This window comes from Micromonospora sp. WMMD723, assembly GCF_049863385.1.
In the GTDB taxonomy this organism is placed as follows: domain Bacteria; phylum Actinomycetota; class Actinomycetes; order Mycobacteriales; family Micromonosporaceae; genus Micromonospora; species Micromonospora wenchangensis.
The window spans coordinates 2118884-2136512 of the sequence record NZ_JBMKNR010000001.1 but is presented as its reverse complement, the minus strand read 5'-3'; the positions used below and the strand labels follow the sequence as shown (position 1 = coordinate 2136512).

Here is a 17629-nt window from a genome sequence, read left to right as displayed (position 1 = left end):
ACCTGAGGTGACCACGCCCGCGCACCCGGGCACCCCCGCGCGTCGTCGACAGCCAATCGTGACGATCAGTGCACGCAGGGTACAAAAGAAACGGTCAGATGTTTCACACAAGCAGCTTGGGGACGTTCTCAAACGTGTCGATCAGTTGTAACGTCACCCCCACGTTCACGACCTCGGTGCGACATACCCCCTGTCGCGCCGCCAGAAAGAGGTGGGCCCATGGGACTGCGTCCCAACCTGCTGACCCGGCGTGCCGCCGGTGTCGCGTCGACGACCTTCGCGCTGCTGCTGAGCACCGCTGCGGTGGGCGTCGTACCTGCGGCTTCCGCGTACTCCGCAGCCCCCGACAACACGTCCTGTGCGGAGCCGGCCGACGCCCACGCGGACGTCCACTCCGACGCCCGCGTCCGTGGCGGCAGCAAGGCCGCCCACAAGCGGCACGACCCGAACGAGCTGACCACCAAGCAGGTCCAGGATCGGGAGGCGGAGTTCGCCGCCGCCCTGCGCAACGCGAAGCTGCGGTCGAAGTCCAGCCACCGCAGCGGCTCGACCGAGGGCACGACGGTGGCGCTGGCCGCGATCAGCGTCCCGGTCGTCGTGCACGTCATCCAGCGGGACAGCACCCGGGCCGGGGGCAACATCCCCGACTCGATGATCAACTCGCAGATCAGCGTGCTCAACCAGGCGTACAGCGGTGCGACCGGTGGGGCCGCCACGGGTTTCACCTTCCAGCTTCAGAAGATCAACCGGGTCACCAACGCCTCGTGGTACCCGATCGTGCAGGGCTCCTCCGCCGAGCGGGCGATGAAGACCTCGCTGCGCACCGGCGGCAAGAACACCCTCAACATGTACCTGGGTGAGCTGAGCGACGACCTGCTCGGCTGGGCGACGTTCCCCAAGCGCACCCTGGACGTGATGGACGGCGTCGTGGTGCTCGGCGAGTCGCTGCCGAACGGCACCGCCACCAACTACAACCTGGGCGACACCGGCACCCACGAGGTCGGCCACTGGCTGAACCTCTACCACACCTTCCAGGGTGGCTGCTCGGGCTCGGGCGACGGCGTCTCGGACACCCCGGCCGAGCGTGAGCCGGCCTACCAGTGCCCGACCGGTCGGGACACCTGCACCGCGACCGGCAAGGACCCGATCACCAACTTCATGGACTACACCTACGACTCGTGCATGTACCAGTTCACCGCTGGGCAGGCGAGCCGCATGGTGAACGCCTGGAGCGCATACCGCGCGTCGGCCTGACCCGGCTGGCACGACACAGCGTCAGGTGCCGGCTCCGTCCCTTCGGGACGGGGCCGGCACCGTCGTTTCCGGGGTCAGGCGGCGGTGCGGCGGGTGTCGAACCCGTGCCGGCCACGCCGGGACGGTCGCTGGTCGGGCAGGCCGGCGACACCGTGCCGACCGGGGACCGGGTCGAGCCAGACCTGCACGGCGGGACGCCCCGCGTCGCCGCCGAACGGGCCGCCGTGCTCGCGCCGGGTGAGCATGGCGACGTCGACGCTGAACTCGAAGAGCCGCCAGTCGACCTGCGGCGCGGCCCGACCGATCTCGGCCACCAGTGCCACCCGGGCCGGGTCGGTCACCGGCTCGGCACGACCGGCGACGTACGCCTCGTCGTCGCTCTCCTCCGGTGGGAACGAGTGGAGCGCGTAGCGGCCGTCGCGTTCGAGGTCACGCCGCTTGGGCGAGTCGACGACGAAGCAGAACAACCCGCCGTCGGTGACCAGCGGGCAGACCGGGTGCACCCGGGGACCGCCGTCGGCGCGGACGGTGGCCAGGTAGCCGAAACCCGACCCGTACTGCTGGAGAAGAAGGCGGATCCCGTCGGCGAGGCGGGGCTCGTCGGCGGCGAATGCGGACCAGGATGCCATGCGGTCATCCTATCGAACATACGTTCGAGAATCAGCCCGACACGCAGGTCGAACGGCCCGACGTGCGCCTCCGCGCAGCGACGACGCCGGCCGGTGGGGCGGCCCGGTGGGCAGGTCCGGCCGGCCCGCTGGATAAGGTGTCCCGATGCTGCTCTCCGACCGGGACCTCGTCTCCGAGATCAAGGCGGGCGCGCTGGCGCTGGAGCCGTTCGAACCGAGTCTGGTGCAGCCCTCCAGCATCGACGTGCGCCTCGACAAGCTGTTCCGGGTGTTCAACAACCACCTCTACACCCACATCGACCCGGCGGTGCAGCAGGACGACCTGACGTCGATGGTGGAGGTGCCGGCGGGCGAGCCGTTCGTGCTGCACCCGGGCGAGTTCGTGCTCGCCTCCACGCTTGAGGTCATCTCGCTCGGCGACCAGCTCGCCGGCCGGCTGGAGGGCAAGTCGAGCCTCGGCCGGCTGGGGCTGCTCACCCACTCGACCGCCGGTTTCATCGACCCGGGTTTCTCCGGCCACGTCACGCTGGAGCTGTCGAACGTGGCCAATCTGCCGATCACCCTCTGGCCGGGCATGAAGATCGGCCAGCTCTGCATCTTCCGGCTCTCCTCGCCGGCCGAGCACCCGTACGGCTCCGCGGTGTACGGATCGCGCTACCAGGGCCAGCGGGGACCGACCCCCAGCCGTTCCTGGCAGAACTGGCGTACCTGGCCCATCGGCTGACGCGGCGTGCCGCGTCCGGGCCCCGGGACCGGGGCCCGGACGCGGTGGCTCAGCCGGGTCGGCCGTAGCTGTTGACCGGCCCGTCGTCGACCCGCTTCATCGTGATCGGTTTGCCGGCCTGGGAGGCGTGCACGACCCAGCCGCCCCCGACGTACATCCCGACGTGGTGCAGGTCGGAGTAGTAGAAGACCAGGTCGCCGGGGCGCAGGTCGGCCCGGCTCACCCGGTCGGTGACCTGGCGCTGCTGCCGGGCGTTGTGCGGCAACGACACCCCGGCCTTCGCCCAGGCGGCCATGGTCAGCCCGGAACAGTCGTAGTTGTTCGGGCCGGCCGCGCCCCACACGTACAGCTTGCCGATCTGGGCGCAGGCGAACTTGACCGCCGTACCGGCCGGGCCACCGGGGTAGCCGGCGGGGCACGGGGCCGGGCGCAGCTTGCCACCGCCGCCGTTGCCGTAGACCGTCAGCCGCAGCTTCTGCAACCTGTCGATCTCGGTGTTGATCTGCTTCTTGCGGGCCGCGAGCTGTGCTTCGGTACGGGTGAGCTGGGCGACCATCTCGTCCAACGGCGCCTTGGTGGCGGCGAGTTCGTCGCGGAGCTGGGCGACCTCCCGCACCTCGCGCTGCTGGCGACTGGCGAACCGGTCCAGCAGCCCCAACTGTTCGACCACCTGGCTCGGGCTGCGGCTGCCCAGCAGGGCGTTGACGGTGGACACGTTCTCGCCCTTGTACGCCTGCACGGCGAGGCCGCTGACCTGGTTCATCGCCTGGTCGACGCGGCGTTGCAGGGGGGCGATCCGCTTGCCGAGCGCGTCGGCCTGCCGGCGCTTGGCGGCGAGGTCGATGCGGGTGGCGTTGTGCTGTTCGATGAGCGGTTCGAGCTTGTTCCAGTCCTGGTCGATCTGTCGCTCGATCTCGGCGACCGAGGGGTCGGCGTGCGCCGCCGTGGGGCCACCTGTCAACACGACCGCGGCAGCGGCCAGGGTGGCGAGGGTGGTGGTGAAGCGGGACCAGCGTGGGCGCGGCACCGTCGTGTTCCGGGCGACCTGGGTCGTCCGGTGCGACGGTGGCCGCGGGGCATGGTGTGCCACCGGGCTCCGGGCTCCTTCTTCCTCGACCGCCTACCGGGTTAGCTGACGGGTTCGGGCGGGAAGGGAGCGCCCTACCGCGGTGGTCGCGGATTCACCCCGGCGTACCTGGGTCCCCGGCTCGCCCGGAGGCGACTCGGCGGTGCCGGCCGACGCCGCCCCGGGTGGGGCGGACCTGGTGCCGACCGACGATTGACCAGAGTAGAGACGCTCGTTATCGATCCGCAACCCGCCGTGCCGGCACACTCCGTGACCGGAAAGCACGCAACCCCCGGCCCGTCGGGCCGGGGGTTGACGTATGCGCTGGTCAGGGACGGCGGAAGCCGGCCACCGGCATGTAGTTGATGCTGGTCACCTGGACCGGCTTACCGGTCCGGGGTGCGTGCACCATCATGTCGTTACCCAGGTAGAGCCCGACGTGGTGCAGGTCGCTGAAGAAGAACACCAGGTCGCCGGGGCGGGCCTCGGAGCGCGGGATGGCCTTGCCCTCGTTCCACTGCGCACCGGTGAAGTGGGTCAGCGAGATGCCTGCCGCCTTGTACGCGAACTGGGTGAGCCCGGAGCAGTCGAACGAGTTCGGCCCGGTAGCACCCCAGACGTACGGGTCACCGACCTGCGCGCAGGCGGTCGCGATCGCGGTCCGGGCGGCGGAGCTGACCACACCGTTGATCGTGGGGCAGCCGTTCACCTTCACCGTGGTCTTCGGCATCGCCGCCTGCAGCCGCTTGATCTCGGCGTTGATCTGCGTCTTCTTGGCCGCGAGTTCCTTCTCCTGCTTCACCTCGGCGGCGATCAGGGTGTCGAGCTTCTGCTTCTCGGCGTCGTACTTGCGGCGGACCACGAGCACGGCCTCGACCTCCCGGCGCTGCTCGGCGGCGAGCCGGTCCAGGATGGTCAGCTGCGCGGCGAGGGTGCCCGGCCTGGTGGTGGTGAGCAGCGCGCTCAGCTCCTGCGAGGGGCCGGACTTGTAGTAGCGGGAGGCGAGGTCACCGACCCGACCCAGGGCGAGTTCACTCTGCAGGGCCAGCGGCTCGATCTTCTTCTGGAGGTCGGCCGACTTCTTGCGGTTGACCTTGAGCTGGGCCCGGACCTTGTTGTAGTCCTCGATGGTCGGTTCGAGCTGTTCCCACTGCTTGTCGAGGGCCGCCTCGATCTCCTCGGGCGACGGCGCGGCGTGGGCCGGCACGGCGAGCATCCCGGCACCGACGGCGACGGCCGCGACCAGGGTGAGCAGGCGGCGGGCGACCCGCCGGAGGGCTGCCGGCCGGGCGGGCGGCTGGCCCTGGGCGTGACGGTGAGGGGGCATGGTTGCCACCGGCGTCGACTCCTTTGCAACCGACCGCCGGGCGCCTCGCTAAGGGGAAGAAGGAGGCAGACGTCCCACAGCGGCCGGTGCAACATTAGGGGCAGTCACGGTGGGGAATCAAGGCGGGTGGGCACTCCATCACATCAGTGCAATCGCTTGCACACAAAGGGTGTCCATTCAATTTCCAACGATGGCAGTCAATACATCGTCGAGCGTGACCACACCCAGCGGGCGGCGACCGTCGCTGACGAGCACCATGTGCCGCCGCTCGCGCCGCATCGCCAGCAGCAGATCGGCCAACGTACGGTCCGGCGGAACCACCGCCAGCGGCCGGTAGACCTCGGCCGGCACCGGCGCGCGACGGGCCACCCCGGCGTACCCGAGAACGTCCTTGACGTGCACGAACCCCAGCACCCGGCGGGTGGAACGCTGCACCACCGGGAACCGGGACCGGCCCGTGCTGGTGGCCAGCACCTCCAGCGAGGCCGGTGAGACGTCCTCGGCCACCGTGGTCACCGTGGACCAGGGCTGCAACGCGTCGGCCGCCGTCCGGTCGTGCAACGCCAGCGCCCCGGTGATCCGGGCGTGCTCCTCGGCGTCGAGCAGCCCCTCGGTGCGGGCCTGGGCGACCAGCCCGGACAGCTCCTCGGCGGTGAAGACCGTCTTGACCGCGTCGGTCGCCTCCACCGCCCACAGCCGCAGCACCTGCCGCGCCGCCCACTTCATCGCCAGCAGCAACGGCTTGGTGGCCAGGCAGAACGCCAGCATCGCCGGCCCCAGCCAGAGCGCCGACGGCTCCGGCCCGGCCAGGGTGATGTTCTTGGGCACCATCTCGCCCACCACGGTGTGCAGGAACACCACCACGGCCAGGGCGATCAGGAAGGAGACCGGGTGCACCGCGCCCGCCGGCAGCAGCACCGCGTGGAACACCGGCTCCAGCAGGTGGGCCAGGGCCGGCTCGGCGATCGCCCCCAACCCGAGCGAACAGACGGTGATGCCGAGCTGCGCCCCGGCGATCATCAGCGGGATCTGGTTCATCGCCGACAACGCCCACCGGGCCCGCTGCGAGGTGGCGGCCAACGGCTCCACCACCGTACGACGCGACGCGATCAGCGCGAACTCGCTGCCCACGAAGAACGCGTTGCCGAGCAGCAGCACCACCGCGACCAGCAGCTCAGTCATCGGCGTGCGACTCCTCGGGACGGACCACCCGCACCTGTTCGATCCGGTGCCGCTCCACCTCGACGACGGTGAACGCGTAGCCGTCCGCACCGGTCGTCTCGCCCGGCAACGGGATGTGCCCCAACCGGGCCATCAGGAAGCCCGCCAACGTCTCGTACGGGCCCTCGGGGAGCCGGAAGCCGGTCTGCTCGAACAACTCGTCCCCGCGCAGCACCCCGTCGACCAGGACGGTCCGTTCCCCGCCCGGCACGGTCAGCCCGGTGGCGTGGGCGTCGTCCACGGTGGCCGGGTCGAACTCGTCGGCGATCTCCCCGACCAGCTCCTCGACCAGGTCCTCGACGGTCACCACCCCGTCGGTGCCGCCGTACTCGTCGACGACGATGGCCAGGTCGGACCCGGCGGCCTTCAGCGCCGCCAGCACGCCGTCGAGGTCCAGGCTCTCCGGGACGTACACCGGCTCGCGGGCGACCGAGGCGACGGTGGTGCGGGCCCGCGCGGCCAGCGGCACCCCGAGCGCGTCCGGCACGGCCGCGACCCCGGTGACCAGGTCGAGGGTCTCCTCGAAGACGGGGAACCGGGTGCGGCCGGTCCGCCGGGACAGGTCCAGCAGCTCGGCGACGGTGGCGGTGGCCCGCAAGGCGATCACGTCCACCCGGGGGGTCATCGCCTCGGCGGCCCGCTTGTCGCCGAAGCGGATGGTGCGGCGCAGCAGCATCGCGGTGTCCGGCGGCAGCGCGCCCGCCCGGGCCGAGATGGCCGCGAGCAGCCCGAGTTCCTCCGGGGAGCGGGCGCTGGCCAGTTCCTCCTGCGGTTCCACCCCGAGCTGGCGGACCAGCCGGTTCGCCGAGTCGTTCAGCCCTCTGATCAGCCAGCCGAAGGCCCGGGAGAAGGCCCGCATCGGCCCGGCGGTGGCCAGCGCCGCCGGCATCGGCCGGGCCAGCGCCAGGTTCTTCGGCACCAGCTCACCGAAGAGCATCGACAGCAGGGTGGCCAGCGCCAGGGCGAGCAGCGGGCCGAACCGGTCGGCACCCCCCAGTGGGGCCAGCAGCGGGGCGAACAGCCGGGACAGGGCGGGCTCGGCCAGGTAGCCGGTGAGCAGCGCGGTGAGGGTGATGCCGAGCTGCGCCCCGGAGAGCTGGAAGGACAGTTCGCGCAGCGCCCGGCGTACCGTGGCGGCGGTGGCGTCGCCGGCCTCGGCCCGCCTGTCGATCTCCGACCGGTCGACGGTGACCAGGGCGAACTCGGCCGCGACGAAGAACGCGTTGCCGGCGGTCAGCAGCACGAAGCCGGCCAGGGGCAGCAGCGTGCCGAGCAGCAGTGAGTCGATGGGCGTGATTGTTTCAGATCCGCCCCCGGCGGTCACCGGGGCGTGGCACACGGTCACCGGTGTCGCCGCCGGGCCGCCCACGGGCGGGGTTCGCCCTCCGGGGTTAGCGTGGACGGCATGGCACCGCTCACCCTCGCTGACGAACTGGTCCTGCTCGCCTACGACGACGCCGGCGTGAACCGGCTCGGCCGGCCGCACCTCGACTACGGGCTGTCCGGCGCGGTGCTGCTCGAACTGGCGCTCGCCGGTCGGGTCGAGGTGACCGACGACCGGCTGGTGGTGACCGACCCGACGCCGGTCGGCCACCCGGTGCTCGACGACGCCCTCGCCCGGGTCGCCGCCGACGGCAAGCGCCGCCGGCCCAAGGACTGGATCAGCCGGCTGGCCAAGGGGCTGCCCGACCGGGTGCTGTCGGGCCTGGTCGACGCGGGGGTGCTGCGTCGGGATTCCGACCGGGTGCTGCTGGTCTTCCCGCGTACCCGCTATCCGTCGCCGACCGGCGCGGAGCCGGCGGTGGAGACGGCGGCCCGGCAGCGGATGGTCGACGCGCTGCTCGCCGACGGCCCGGTGGAGGCACGGACGGCCGCGTTGCTCGGTCTGACCCGCGCGGTGGGGCTGGACCGCAAGCTCTTCCGGGAGTTGCCGAAGGAGCGGCTCAAGGCCCGCACCACGGAGATCGCCGACGGGGACTGGGCGTCCGCGGCGACGAAGAAGGCGATCGAGGAGACCCAGGCCGCGATCATGACGGCGACCACGGTCGCCACCACGGCCGCCATCATCACCACGACGTCGTCCTGACCGTCACGTCGTCCTGACCGTCGTCACGGCGGCGGCACCGGTGGGTGCCGCCGCCGTCGTGCGTCCGCCCCGACGGCGGCGGTACGGCCTCAGCCGGCGGCCGGCGCGGTCTCCTGCTGGCCGGGCGCGGTGTCCGGCCGGACCGAACGCAGCAGCACGCTGGCCACGTCGACCACCTCGACCTCCTCGCCGGCACCCTTGCCGTTGACCCCGTCGTTGAGCATCGTCGAGCAGAACGGGCAGCCGACGGCGACCGTCCGCGCCCCGGTGGACATGGCCTCCTCGACCCGGTCCACGTTGATCCGCTTGCCGATCTTCTCCTCCATCCACATCCGGGCGCCGCCGGCGCCGCAGCAGAAGGAGCGCTCGCTGTTGCGGGGCATCTCGATCAGGTCGGTGTCGGCCCTGCCGCCGCCGTTGATGGCGCTGCCGAGCACCTCGCGCGGGGCGGCGAAGACCCGGTTGTGCCGGCCCAGGTAGCAGGGGTCGTGGTAGGTGACGCCGCCGTCGACCGGCTGCACCGGGGTGAGTCGCCCGGTGCTGACCAGGTGGGCCAGGAGTTGGGTGTGGTGCACCACCTCGAACTCGCCGCCGAGCTGGCCGTACTCGTTGCCGAGGGTGTTGAAGCAGTGCGGGCAGGTCGCGACGATCTTGCGCTTGGCCTGTTCCCGGCCCTCGAACGCCTCGTTGAGGGTCTCGACGTTCTGCTGGGCGAGCATCTGGAAGACGAACTCGTTGCCGATCCGGCGGGCCGGGTCACCGGAGCAGGTCTCGCCCTCGCCCAGGATGGCGAAGGAGACGCCCGCCTCGTTGAGCAGGGTGGCCACCGCGCGGGTGGTCTTCTTGGCCCGGTCCTCGAACGCGCCGGCACAGCCCACCCAGAAGAGGTACTCGAAGTCGTCGACCTCGCCGACCCGGGGCACCTCGAAGCCCAGCCCCTTGGTCCAGTCCTCGCGGGTGTTCTGCGGGGCACCCCACGGGTTGCCCTTGTTCTCCAGGTTGCGCAGCATGACGCCGGCCTCGGACGGGAAGCTCGACTCGATCAGCACCTGGTAGCGCCGCATGTCGACGATGTGGTCGACGTGCTCGATGTCGACCGGGCACTGCTCGACGCAGGCCCCGCAGGTGGTGCAGGACCACAGCACGTCCGGGTCGATGACGCCCCCGGCCTCGGCGTCGCCGATCAGCGGCTTGTCGGCCTCGGCGAGGGTGAGCACGTCGAGGTGGGCGAGCTGCGCCGCGGTGGCCTTCTCCTCGCCGGTGAGGTCCTTGCCGCCGCCGGCCAGCAGGTAGGGCGCCTTGGCGTACGCGTGGTCGCGGAGGCTGAGCACGAGCAGCTTGGGCGACAGCGGCTTGCCGGTGTTCCAGGCCGGGCACTGCGACTGACAGCGTCCGCACTCGGTGCAGGTGCTGAAGTCGAGCAGGCCCTTCCAGGTGAACTGCTCGACCTGGGCGACGCCGAACTGGTCCTTCTCGGGGTCGGCCTCCTCGAAGTCGAGCGGCTTGCCGTTGCTCGTCATCGGGCGCAGCGGTCCGAGCCCGGAGCCGGCGGGCCGGGCCGGCTCCCGCTTGAAGAAGATGTTGAAGAACGCCAGGAAGCGGTGCCAGGCGACGCCCATCGTCACGTTCAACGCGATGACGATCAGCCAGGTCATCGAGATTACGATCTTGATGAGGGCGGCGACGCTCACGCCGGCCGGCCAGGCGGGCAGCAGCGCGCCGAGGGCGTGGCTGACCGGGGTGGCCCAGAGCGGGTACTCGAAGTGGTCGGTGGCGACCTTGAAGCCACGGATCACGAACCCCATGACCAGCACGGCGAGGACGACCGCCTCGACGAAGTAGCCCTGCCACATGGTGGAGCCGGTGAACCGGGAGCGCCCGCCCGGCCGGGTCGGCCGGTTGCGGACCCGGATCGCGATCAGCACCAGGATGCCGAGCGTGCCGAGCACCGCGATCACCTCGGTGACCAGGCCGTAGACGGCGAGGCCGCCGATCAGCGGCAGGCCACCGGTCGGCGAGACGACCTCGAAGTACGCCTCCAGCACCAGCAGCGACAGCACGATGAAGCCGACCATCACGAACCAGTGCGCGGCCCCCACCACGCCCCAGCGGAGCATCCGGGTGTGGCCGGCCGTCTCGACCAGCATCGTCTTCGCCCGGGTGCCCTTGTCGGTGAACCGCTCCGGCGCGGGTTGCCCCAGCCGGATGACTGCCACCATCTTCAGCACCGCGCGCACCGCGAGCCACACCGCCACGGCGGTGATGGCGGCGGCGAGGACCGTGGTGACGATCTGGACGCTGCCCATCGAGTTGGCCTCCCGGTCTGCTGCCTGTCGAGCGGCTCGGCGACCGGGGGCCGGCTCAGGGGGTGGCCGGCGTGCCGCCGCCGCACCCCCGACCGGACCGGTCGATGACCTCGCTCCGCTCGGTCATGCAGTGCAGCCTACGCGAAAGTTACCCAACGGTAACGTGAGTCTTCTCGCACCAGGCCACGCCGCCCTGCGGACACCATAGGGCTCCCGACGCCGAAGCGCCGGGTCGGGGCCGTCCGGGGTGACCTGGGACGTGTCGCGGGAAGCGCCGGAGCGCCGCGCTCAACGCCAGCGGGAGAGCAGGACCAGCGAACCCACCATCGCGCCGAAGCCGACCGCGAGGTTCCAGTAGCCCCAGGAGGCGACCGGGTACTCCTGCTCGGAGAGGTAGTAGACCACCAGCCAGCCGATGCCGCCGACGATCAGCGCGACAGCGATCGCCGGCAGCCACACCGGGCTAGGCTTGCGCGTCGCCGCCGTCGTCGTCGGACGAACGTCCGTCGGCGGGGTGTACACCTTCTTCTTACGGACCTGAGACTTGGGCACGACGCTCTCCAGAGGGGTGACGACCTCGTCCGGCCTGACAACCGGGCGCGGGGGCGACGGTCCATGGCCAATAATGTTCGACAGCTAGCGTAGTCCGGAAGGCCGCTCCAGGCCATGAATGGGGTCGATCCGGTGCACGCGGTGACCGGATCGGGCGGGTCGACGCGACGCCGGTGACCGTCCCCGGGTCGTGACGGGCGTCACCACACGACGGGAGAGGAACGCTCGGTGGAGTACACATCCGGTGCGGCGTCCTGGCAGAAGGCCATGCGCCGGGCGGTCGCCGCCTTCCTGCCACGACGCCCCCGGCAGCGCCGGCCGGGCTGGTCGATCGGCGTGCCGCTGATCGCCGCCGCGGCCGGGTTGCTCTTCACCACCACGGCGACCACCGCCGGCGGCACCGCCCTGCGCGAGGACCGCCGGCCCCAGCTCACCCAGCTCATCGAGGACCGCCGCGAACAGGTGGCCGAAAGCGAACTGCGGGCCGCCCGGCTGCGCGCCGACGTGGAGGGCGAGACCGCGGCCCTGGCCGACACCGACGAACCGATCAAGGAGCAGCGCGACCGCGCCCGGGCGCTCCAGCAGGCGGCCGGCTTCACCGCGCTCGCCGGGCCCGGGGTGACCGTCGAACTGAACGACGCCCCCCGGCGCAGCGACGGCACCCTGCCCAAAGGCGCCACCAACGACGACCTGGTCGTCCACCAGGGTGACGTGCAGGCGGTGGTCAACGCGCTGTGGGCCGGAGGTGCGGAGGCCATGTCCATCATGAACGTCCGCGTGCTCTCCACCAGCGCGGTACGCTGCGTCGGTAACACCCTGCTGCTGCACGGCCGGGTGTACTCGCCACCATTCAAGATCGTAGCAATCGGCGATCCCGCTGCCCTCCAGCAGGCCCTCGCCGGCTCTCAGGGAGTCGGGTTGTTCAAGCAGGCGGTCGACCACTACCAGCTCGGTTACTCCGAGAACGTCGGCTCCGTCACCGTGCCCGCGTTCGAGGACTCGACGGCGCTGCGATCGGCGACGGTGCCGCGATGACCCGGCAGGGCGGGGACCAGCGCCACGGCGACCAGCACGACGGGCCGACCGCCTTCCTCCCCCCGGTCGACCGGTCCACGCCGCCCGCCACCGCCCGCCCGGCACCCGGCCACCCGCAGCCCGCCGGCCCCTGGCCCGCACCGGTGCTGCCCACCCGCCAGCCGCCGCCCGCCTGGCCGGGCCGGCCCGTCGGACCCACGCCCGCCGACCGGCAGCAGCCGCCCGGTCTCCCCGCCCCGCCCGCGCCCCCCGGTCAGCAGCCGGGCCGTACGGTCGACCCGGCGGCGACGGCGCTGCTCCCGGTGCTGCCGGCCCGGCCGACCGCTCCGGCGATGGACTCCACCGCCCTGATGGGTGCGGTGCCACCCGCGCCCGAGCCGAGCGGGTCCGACGACCCCGTCCCGCCCCCGCCCCCTCCCCGCCGGGGTGAACGGGTGGTGCAGCTACGCCCGGAGCAGACCGGGGAGGGCTACAAGAGCGTCTACTCGGAGCTGACCCGACCCACCTTCGCCTCCCGGCTGCGCACCGGCGTCCGGGTCAGCGGCGAGGTGCTGATCACCTTCGGCCTGGTGGTGCTCCTCTTCGCCGGGTACGAGATCTGGGGCAAGTCCGTCCTGGTCGACGCCCACCAGAGCAAGCTCAACGAGCAACTCGCCCAGGCGTGGGGCCCGACCGGCGATCCGACGGTCAGCCCGACCGGCCCGGCCAAGGCGGTCGCCCCGGCCGAGGGCAAGCCGATCGCCGGGCTCTACATCCCCAGCCTCGACAAGAACTGGGTCGTCGTCGAGGGCGTCAGCCAGGAGGACATCCGGTACGCCCCGGGCCACTACCCGAAGAGCGCGCTCCCCGGCGAGGTGGGCAACTTCTCCGTCGCCGGGCACCGCAACCGGGCCACCTTCTGGCGGCTGGACGAGCTGAAGTCCGGCGACGCGATCCTCCTGGAGGGCAAGCAGGACTGGTACGTCTACAAGGTGTACCAGTCCCGGATCGTCCGCCCCGACCAGGTCGAGGTGGTGGCCCCGGTGCCCGGCGAGCCGAACGCGAAAGCCACCCGCAAGCTGCTCACCCTCACCACCTGCAACCCGAAGTTCGACAACTACCAGCGGCTGATCATCCACGCCGAACTCGACCGTACGCAGCCCAAGTCGCAGGGCCCGCCGCCGGAGCTGGAGGGCTGACGATGTACTCCTGGATCTGGCGCAAGCTGCCCTTCGGGCTGCCCGGCAAGCTGGCCGGCTCGGTGCTGCTCGCCACCGCGACGGTGGCGCTGCTCTGGTTCGTGGTGTTCCCCTGGGCCGAGCCGCTGCTGCCCTTCGACGACGTGCAGGTCACCCAGGACTCCGGCAACCCGGGTGGTGACTCCGCGGTCGACCCGGACGCGCCGGCCGGTGACGGGCACGACCTGCCGTACGACACCGACCGGAACAACACCCCGCCCGCCCCCTCCCCAAGCCGGTGAGCCCATGCGCATCCTCGTGATCGACAACTACGACTCCTTCGTGTTCAACCTCGTGCAGTACCTCGGCCAACTCGGGGTGGAGTGCGAGGTCCGGCGCAACGACGAGATCGACGTCGCCGAGGTCGGCCGGGTCGGCGCGGCGGGCATCCTGCTCTCACCGGGGCCGGGCAGCCCGGACCGCGCCGGCATCTGCCTCGACGTCATCCACCGGTACGCCGGCGAGCTGCCGATCTTCGGCGTCTGCCTGGGGCACCAGGCGATCGGGGAGGCGTTCGGCGGCACCGTCACCCGGGCCCCAGAGCTGCTGCACGGCAAGACCTCCGAGGTGCGGCACCACTCGGTCGGGGTACTCGCCGGCCTGCCCGACCCGTTCACCGCCACCCGTTACCACTCGCTGGCGGTGCTGCCCGAGACACTGCCCGACGAGCTGGAGGTCACCGGCTGGACGGCCTCTGGCGTGGTGATGGCGATGCGGCACCGGACGCTGCCGATCGAGGGGGTGCAGTTCCACCCGGAGTCGGTGCTCACCGAGGGCGGCCACCTGATGCTGGCCAACTGGGTCGCCGCCTGCGGCCACCCGGAGGCCCTGGAGCGTGCGCCGGAGCTGGCCGCCGAGGTCGACGCCCGCCGCCGGGCCGCCTTCGCCACCCTCTGACGGAGGCGGGCCCGGCACGACGGGCGGTACGGCTCAGTCGTCGTCGCTGCGGAACGGTGGGGTGGGCAGCGGGAACCCGCCCCCCGTGCCGTCGCCGGGCGGCGTGGTGGTCGGCACCGGCGTGGTCGGTGCCGGCGGCGTCGGCGACTCGGTGGCCTCCGGCACGCTCACCACGATGGTGACCGTGCTCCCCTTCGTCTTCTTGGTGCCGGCCTTCGGGTTCTGGCTCTGCACCTTGCCGGCCTCGTCCGCCGGCACCTCCGAGCCGAGTTCGGGGTTGGCCCTGAAGCCGGCGTTCTCGATGGCCCGGATGGCTTCCGCCTGGCTGAGGTCCTTGACGTTCGGCACCTCCCGGACGTTGCCCCGGGAGACGGTCAGGGTCACCTTGGTGCCCTCCGGCACCTTCTCCCCCTCGGGCGGGGACACGTCGAGGACGATGTCCTCGTTCTCCTCGCTGTCCTTGTCCACGACGGTGACGACGAACTTCGCGTCCTTCAGGCGAGCCTGCGCGCTGTCGACCTTGCTGCCCTTGAGGCCGTTGGGGATGCTGACCTCGGGCTTGCCGCCGCAGAGGCTCACCGTCACCTGGCCGTTCTCCTCCAGCGCGGTGCCGGCCGGCGGGTCCTGCCTGACCACCGTGCCCACCTTGCAGGTGCTGTCGAAGACCTGGTCGCCGGTCGCCGGCACCAGGCCGGAATTGCGGATCTCGGCGAACGCGACGTCCTGCGTCTTGCCGGCCAGGTTGGGCACCGGGCTCTTCTTCGGCTCCTGGCCGTTCATCAGCAGCGCCGCGACCAGGGCGATCACCGCCAGCACGCCGACCGCCGCGAACGCCGCGATCACCCACGCCGAACTCTTGCGCCGCTGCGGGTCGCCGACCCGGGCCGGGATCTGCCGGGTCTGCTGGCCGACCACCTGGGTCGGGTAGCCGCTCGCCGCCGCAGCCATCGGGGTCGTCTCGTCCTGGCTCAGGACGGGGGTGGCCATCACCGGCCGGCCGGCGGCGGCGCGGAGCAGGTCGGCCCGCATCTCGCCGGCGCTCTGGTAGCGGTTGAGCGGGTTCTTCGACAGCGCCTTGAGCACGATCGCGTCGATCGCCGGGGTGACGTCCGGGTTGATGTCGCTCGGCGTCGGCGGGGCTTCCCGCACGTGCTGGTACGCCACGCTGACCGGGCTGTCGCCGACGAACGGCGGGTGGCCGCAGACCAGCTCGAACAGCACGCAGCCGGCGGCGTACACGTCGGAGCGGGCGTCGACGGCCTCGCCGCGCGCCTGCTCGGGGGAGAGGTACTGGGCCGTGCCGATCACCGCGCTGGTCTGCGTCATCGTGGTGGCACCGCTGGCCAGCGCGCGGGCGATGCCGAAGTCCATCACCTTGACCTGGCCGGTCTGGGTCAGCATGACGTTGCCGGGCTTGATGTCCCGGTGGATGATCCCGTGCCGGTGGCTGAACTCCAGGGCCGCGCACATGTCGGCGCAGATCTCCAGCGCCCGGCGCGGCTGGAGCCGCCCCTCGACGCCGAGGACCTCCTTGAGGGTCCGCCCGTTCACGAACTCCATCACGATGAACGGCAGGGTCTCCCCGGTCGGGGCGGTCTCCTCGCCGGTGTCGTAGACGGCGACGATCGCCGGGTGGTTCAGCGAGGCCGCGTTCTGCGCCTCCCGGCGGAAGCGCATCTGGAAGGTGGCGTCCCGGGCCAGGTCGGTCCGGAGCATCTTGATCGCGACGTCCCGACCGAGCCGGAGGTCCCGACCGCGGTGCACCTCGGCCATGCCGCCGTAACCGAGCAGCTCGCCGACCTGGTACCTGCCACCGAGCAGGCGGGCCTGGGCTGTCATCGCGTTCGTCGTCCTTCGCTCGTCGTCGTCTCGCCGGCACCCGGTCCGAGCCGTACCACCCGACGGTACGACGTTCCGGCCGGATCGTCGCGTCCGAGGGCACTCAGCGCGCCGGACGTCGTACCCGGCGCACCGGGGTCGGTGGCCAGGTTGCCCTGCCGGCTCGCGTACGCGAGCACACCCGAGCAGACCAGCACCAGCACCGCCAGCAGGATCGCCAGGGTCACCATGCCGGACCGGGAACGGGCAGGTGGGGCGGGCGGCGGGAGGGGCTGTCGGGCGTACACGGGCCGGTCGGCACGCAGCTGGGCGGGCGGGACGGAGGCCGCCCCCCGGGGCTGCTGCGGATAGGGCCGGGTCATCGGGGTGGCCTGGACCGGCGGACGCTGCGGGGTCACCGGCGGCGGCTGCGGGTGCCGGGCCGCGACCGGCGGCCTGGCCTGTCCCCCCATCGGCGGTCGGGCCTGCCCGCCCATCGGGGGCCGCGCCTGCCCGCTGACCGCCGGCCGGTGCGGGTGGACCGGCGCGCCGGGCTGCTGCCGGGGTACGGCGGGCACCTGGGCGCGGGCCATCGGGCCGGCCGGGGACGCCGGGGCCCCGGAGACCGGGCCACCGGAGACCGGGCCGGGGTGGCCGCCACCGGCGCGGGCCTGCTGGGAGAGGGCCTGCTTGGCCTGCCGGGCGACGGAGGCCAGGGCGGCGGCGCTGGGCCAGCGGTGGCCCGGCTCCTTGGCCATCGCCCGCTCCACGATCGCCTTGACCTGCGGCGGGATGTCCCCGGGCAGCGGCCGGGGAGTGTCCCGCACGTGCTTCATCGCGATTTCGAGCGGGTTGTCACCCTCGAAGGGCCGCCGGCCGGCGAGACACTGGTAGGCCACCACCCCGAGGGCGTAGACGTCGGAGGCGGGCGTGGCGACCGCGCCGGTGGCCTGCTCGGGGGAGATGTACGAGGCGGTGCCGAGCACCGACCCGGCGGCGGTGAGCTGGCCGACCAGCTCGGACCGGGCGATGCCGAAGTCGGTCAGCACCAGCGTGCCGTTGGGCCGGACGAGCAGGTTGCCCGGCTTGACGTCGCGGTGCACGATGCCCTTCTCGTGGGCGGCGTGCAGGGCGTCGGCGGCCTGGGCGAGCAGGGCCATCGTCCGGGCCGGGGTGAGCCGGCCGACCCGGTTGAGCGTCGCCGACAGGGCGTCGCCCTCGACGTACTCCATCACCAGGAAGGCGATCTCCTGGTCGCTGCCGAAGTCGTAGACGTCGACCACACCCGGGTGGTTGATGGTGGCCATGGTGCGCGCCTCACCGCGGAACCGCTCGGCGAAGCCGGGCTCGTCGAGCAGCGCCGGGAGCAGGCTCTTCACCGCGACCGTACGGCCCAGCACCTGGTCGGTGCCGCGCCACACGTCGCCCATGCCGCCGCTGGCGATCCGCTCGTCGAGACGGTAGCGGTTGCCGAGCTGCACCCCGGGGCTGAGCATG

16 protein-coding genes and 1 riboswitch are annotated in these 17629 nt (G+C 72.1%); of the genes, 7 read left to right on the top strand and 9 right to left on the bottom strand.

From position 1 onward, the window contains the following. The first annotated feature begins 219 nt into the window (after positions 1-219). On the top strand, positions 220-1254 hold the full coding sequence (locus ACN261_RS09645) for a M43 family zinc metalloprotease (protein ID WP_421484890.1): 1035 nt from the start codon (positions 220-222) through the stop codon (positions 1252-1254). Between the two features lie 74 nt (positions 1255-1328). On the opposite strand, the gene ACN261_RS09640 is transcribed toward ACN261_RS09645, so the two are convergent. Further along, positions 1329-1883: a pyridoxamine 5'-phosphate oxidase family protein gene (locus ACN261_RS09640; RefSeq protein ID WP_357924931.1), complete on the bottom strand. Its 555-nt coding sequence runs from the start codon at positions 1881-1883 to the stop codon at positions 1329-1331. A gap of 145 nt (positions 1884-2028) precedes the next feature. Between ACN261_RS09640 and dcd the strand changes: the two genes are divergently transcribed. Then, complete coding sequence (dcd, locus tag ACN261_RS09635) at positions 2029-2607, top strand: dCTP deaminase (RefSeq protein ID WP_421484889.1); 579 nt, start codon at positions 2029-2031, stop codon at positions 2605-2607. A 49-nt stretch (positions 2608-2656) separates the two neighbouring features. On the opposite strand, the gene ACN261_RS09630 is transcribed toward dcd, so the two are convergent. The 4 genes from ACN261_RS09630 to ACN261_RS09615 form a co-directional block, all read right to left on the bottom strand. After that, positions 2657-3697: an NlpC/P60 family protein gene (locus ACN261_RS09630; RefSeq protein ID WP_425849576.1), complete on the bottom strand. Its 1041-nt coding sequence runs from the start codon at positions 3695-3697 to the stop codon at positions 2657-2659. Positions 3698-3709: 12 nt separating this feature from the next. Beyond that, a riboswitch (cyclic di-AMP (ydaO/yuaA leader) is annotated at positions 3710-3846 on the bottom strand. Positions 3847-4001: 155 nt separating this feature from the next. Beyond that, positions 4002-5000: an NlpC/P60 family protein gene (locus tag ACN261_RS09625; protein ID WP_421484887.1), complete on the bottom strand. Its 999-nt coding sequence runs from the start codon at positions 4998-5000 to the stop codon at positions 4002-4004. 177 nt (positions 5001-5177) lie between these two features. Then, a complete protein-coding gene (locus tag ACN261_RS09620; RefSeq protein ID WP_420116703.1) occupies positions 5178-6182 on the bottom strand; it encodes a hemolysin family protein in 1005 nt (334 codons plus the stop codon). Then, the gene (locus ACN261_RS09615; protein WP_421486963.1) at positions 6175-7482 is read right to left on the bottom strand and encodes a hemolysin family protein; all 1308 of its coding nucleotides are present in this window, start codon (positions 7480-7482) and stop codon (positions 6175-6177) included. Before ACN261_RS09615 ends, ACN261_RS09620 begins: the two co-directional genes overlap by 8 nt. A gap of 144 nt (positions 7483-7626) precedes the next feature. On the opposite strand from ACN261_RS09615, the gene ACN261_RS09610 reads away from it, so the two are divergent. Then, the gene (locus ACN261_RS09610; protein ID WP_425849575.1) at positions 7627-8307 is read left to right on the top strand and encodes a GOLPH3/VPS74 family protein; all 681 of its coding nucleotides are present in this window, start codon (positions 7627-7629) and stop codon (positions 8305-8307) included. An 89-nt stretch (positions 8308-8396) separates the two neighbouring features. On the opposite strand, the gene ACN261_RS09605 is transcribed toward ACN261_RS09610, so the two are convergent. Next, a complete protein-coding gene (locus ACN261_RS09605) occupies positions 8397-10613 on the bottom strand; it encodes a (Fe-S)-binding protein (RefSeq protein ID WP_425849572.1) in 2217 nt (738 codons plus the stop codon). A 288-nt stretch (positions 10614-10901) separates the two neighbouring features. Next, positions 10902-11165, bottom strand: coding sequence for a cell division protein CrgA (locus tag ACN261_RS09600; protein WP_363649779.1), 264 nt, complete (start codon positions 11163-11165; stop codon positions 10902-10904). A 228-nt stretch (positions 11166-11393) separates the two neighbouring features. Between ACN261_RS09600 and ACN261_RS09595 the strand changes: the two genes are divergently transcribed. The 4 genes from ACN261_RS09595 to ACN261_RS09580 are packed head-to-tail and all read left to right on the top strand — an operon-like array spanning position 11394 to position 14314. Next, on the top strand, positions 11394-12200 hold the full coding sequence (locus ACN261_RS09595; RefSeq protein WP_421484884.1) for a DUF881 domain-containing protein: 807 nt from the start codon (positions 11394-11396) through the stop codon (positions 12198-12200). Beyond that, positions 12197-13378, top strand: a complete 1182-nt coding sequence (locus ACN261_RS09590) for a class E sortase (protein WP_425849569.1) — start codon at positions 12197-12199, stop codon at positions 13376-13378. The genes ACN261_RS09595 and ACN261_RS09590 overlap by 4 nt, the downstream gene beginning before the upstream one ends. A gap of 2 nt (positions 13379-13380) precedes the next feature. Then, a complete protein-coding gene (locus ACN261_RS09585; protein ID WP_204925577.1) occupies positions 13381-13659 on the top strand; it encodes a hypothetical protein in 279 nt (92 codons plus the stop codon). A gap of 4 nt (positions 13660-13663) precedes the next feature. Further along, positions 13664-14314 carry an aminodeoxychorismate/anthranilate synthase component II gene (locus ACN261_RS09580; protein WP_421484881.1) on the top strand — a complete coding sequence of 217 codons (651 nt, stop codon included), beginning with the start codon at positions 13664-13666 and terminating at the stop codon, positions 14312-14314. Between the two features lie 33 nt (positions 14315-14347). On the opposite strand, the gene pknB is transcribed toward ACN261_RS09580, so the two are convergent. Together pknB and ACN261_RS09570 are read right to left on the bottom strand one after the other, a co-directional pair. Further along, entirely contained in the window at positions 14348-16153 is a 1806-nt protein-coding gene (gene pknB, locus ACN261_RS09575) for a Stk1 family PASTA domain-containing Ser/Thr kinase (RefSeq protein ID WP_421484880.1), read from the bottom strand. Next, complete coding sequence (locus ACN261_RS09570) at positions 16150-17628, bottom strand: protein kinase domain-containing protein (RefSeq protein WP_421486962.1); 1479 nt, start codon at positions 17626-17628, stop codon at positions 16150-16152. The genes pknB and ACN261_RS09570 overlap by 4 nt, the downstream gene beginning before the upstream one ends. Position 17629: the final 1 nt, after the last annotated feature.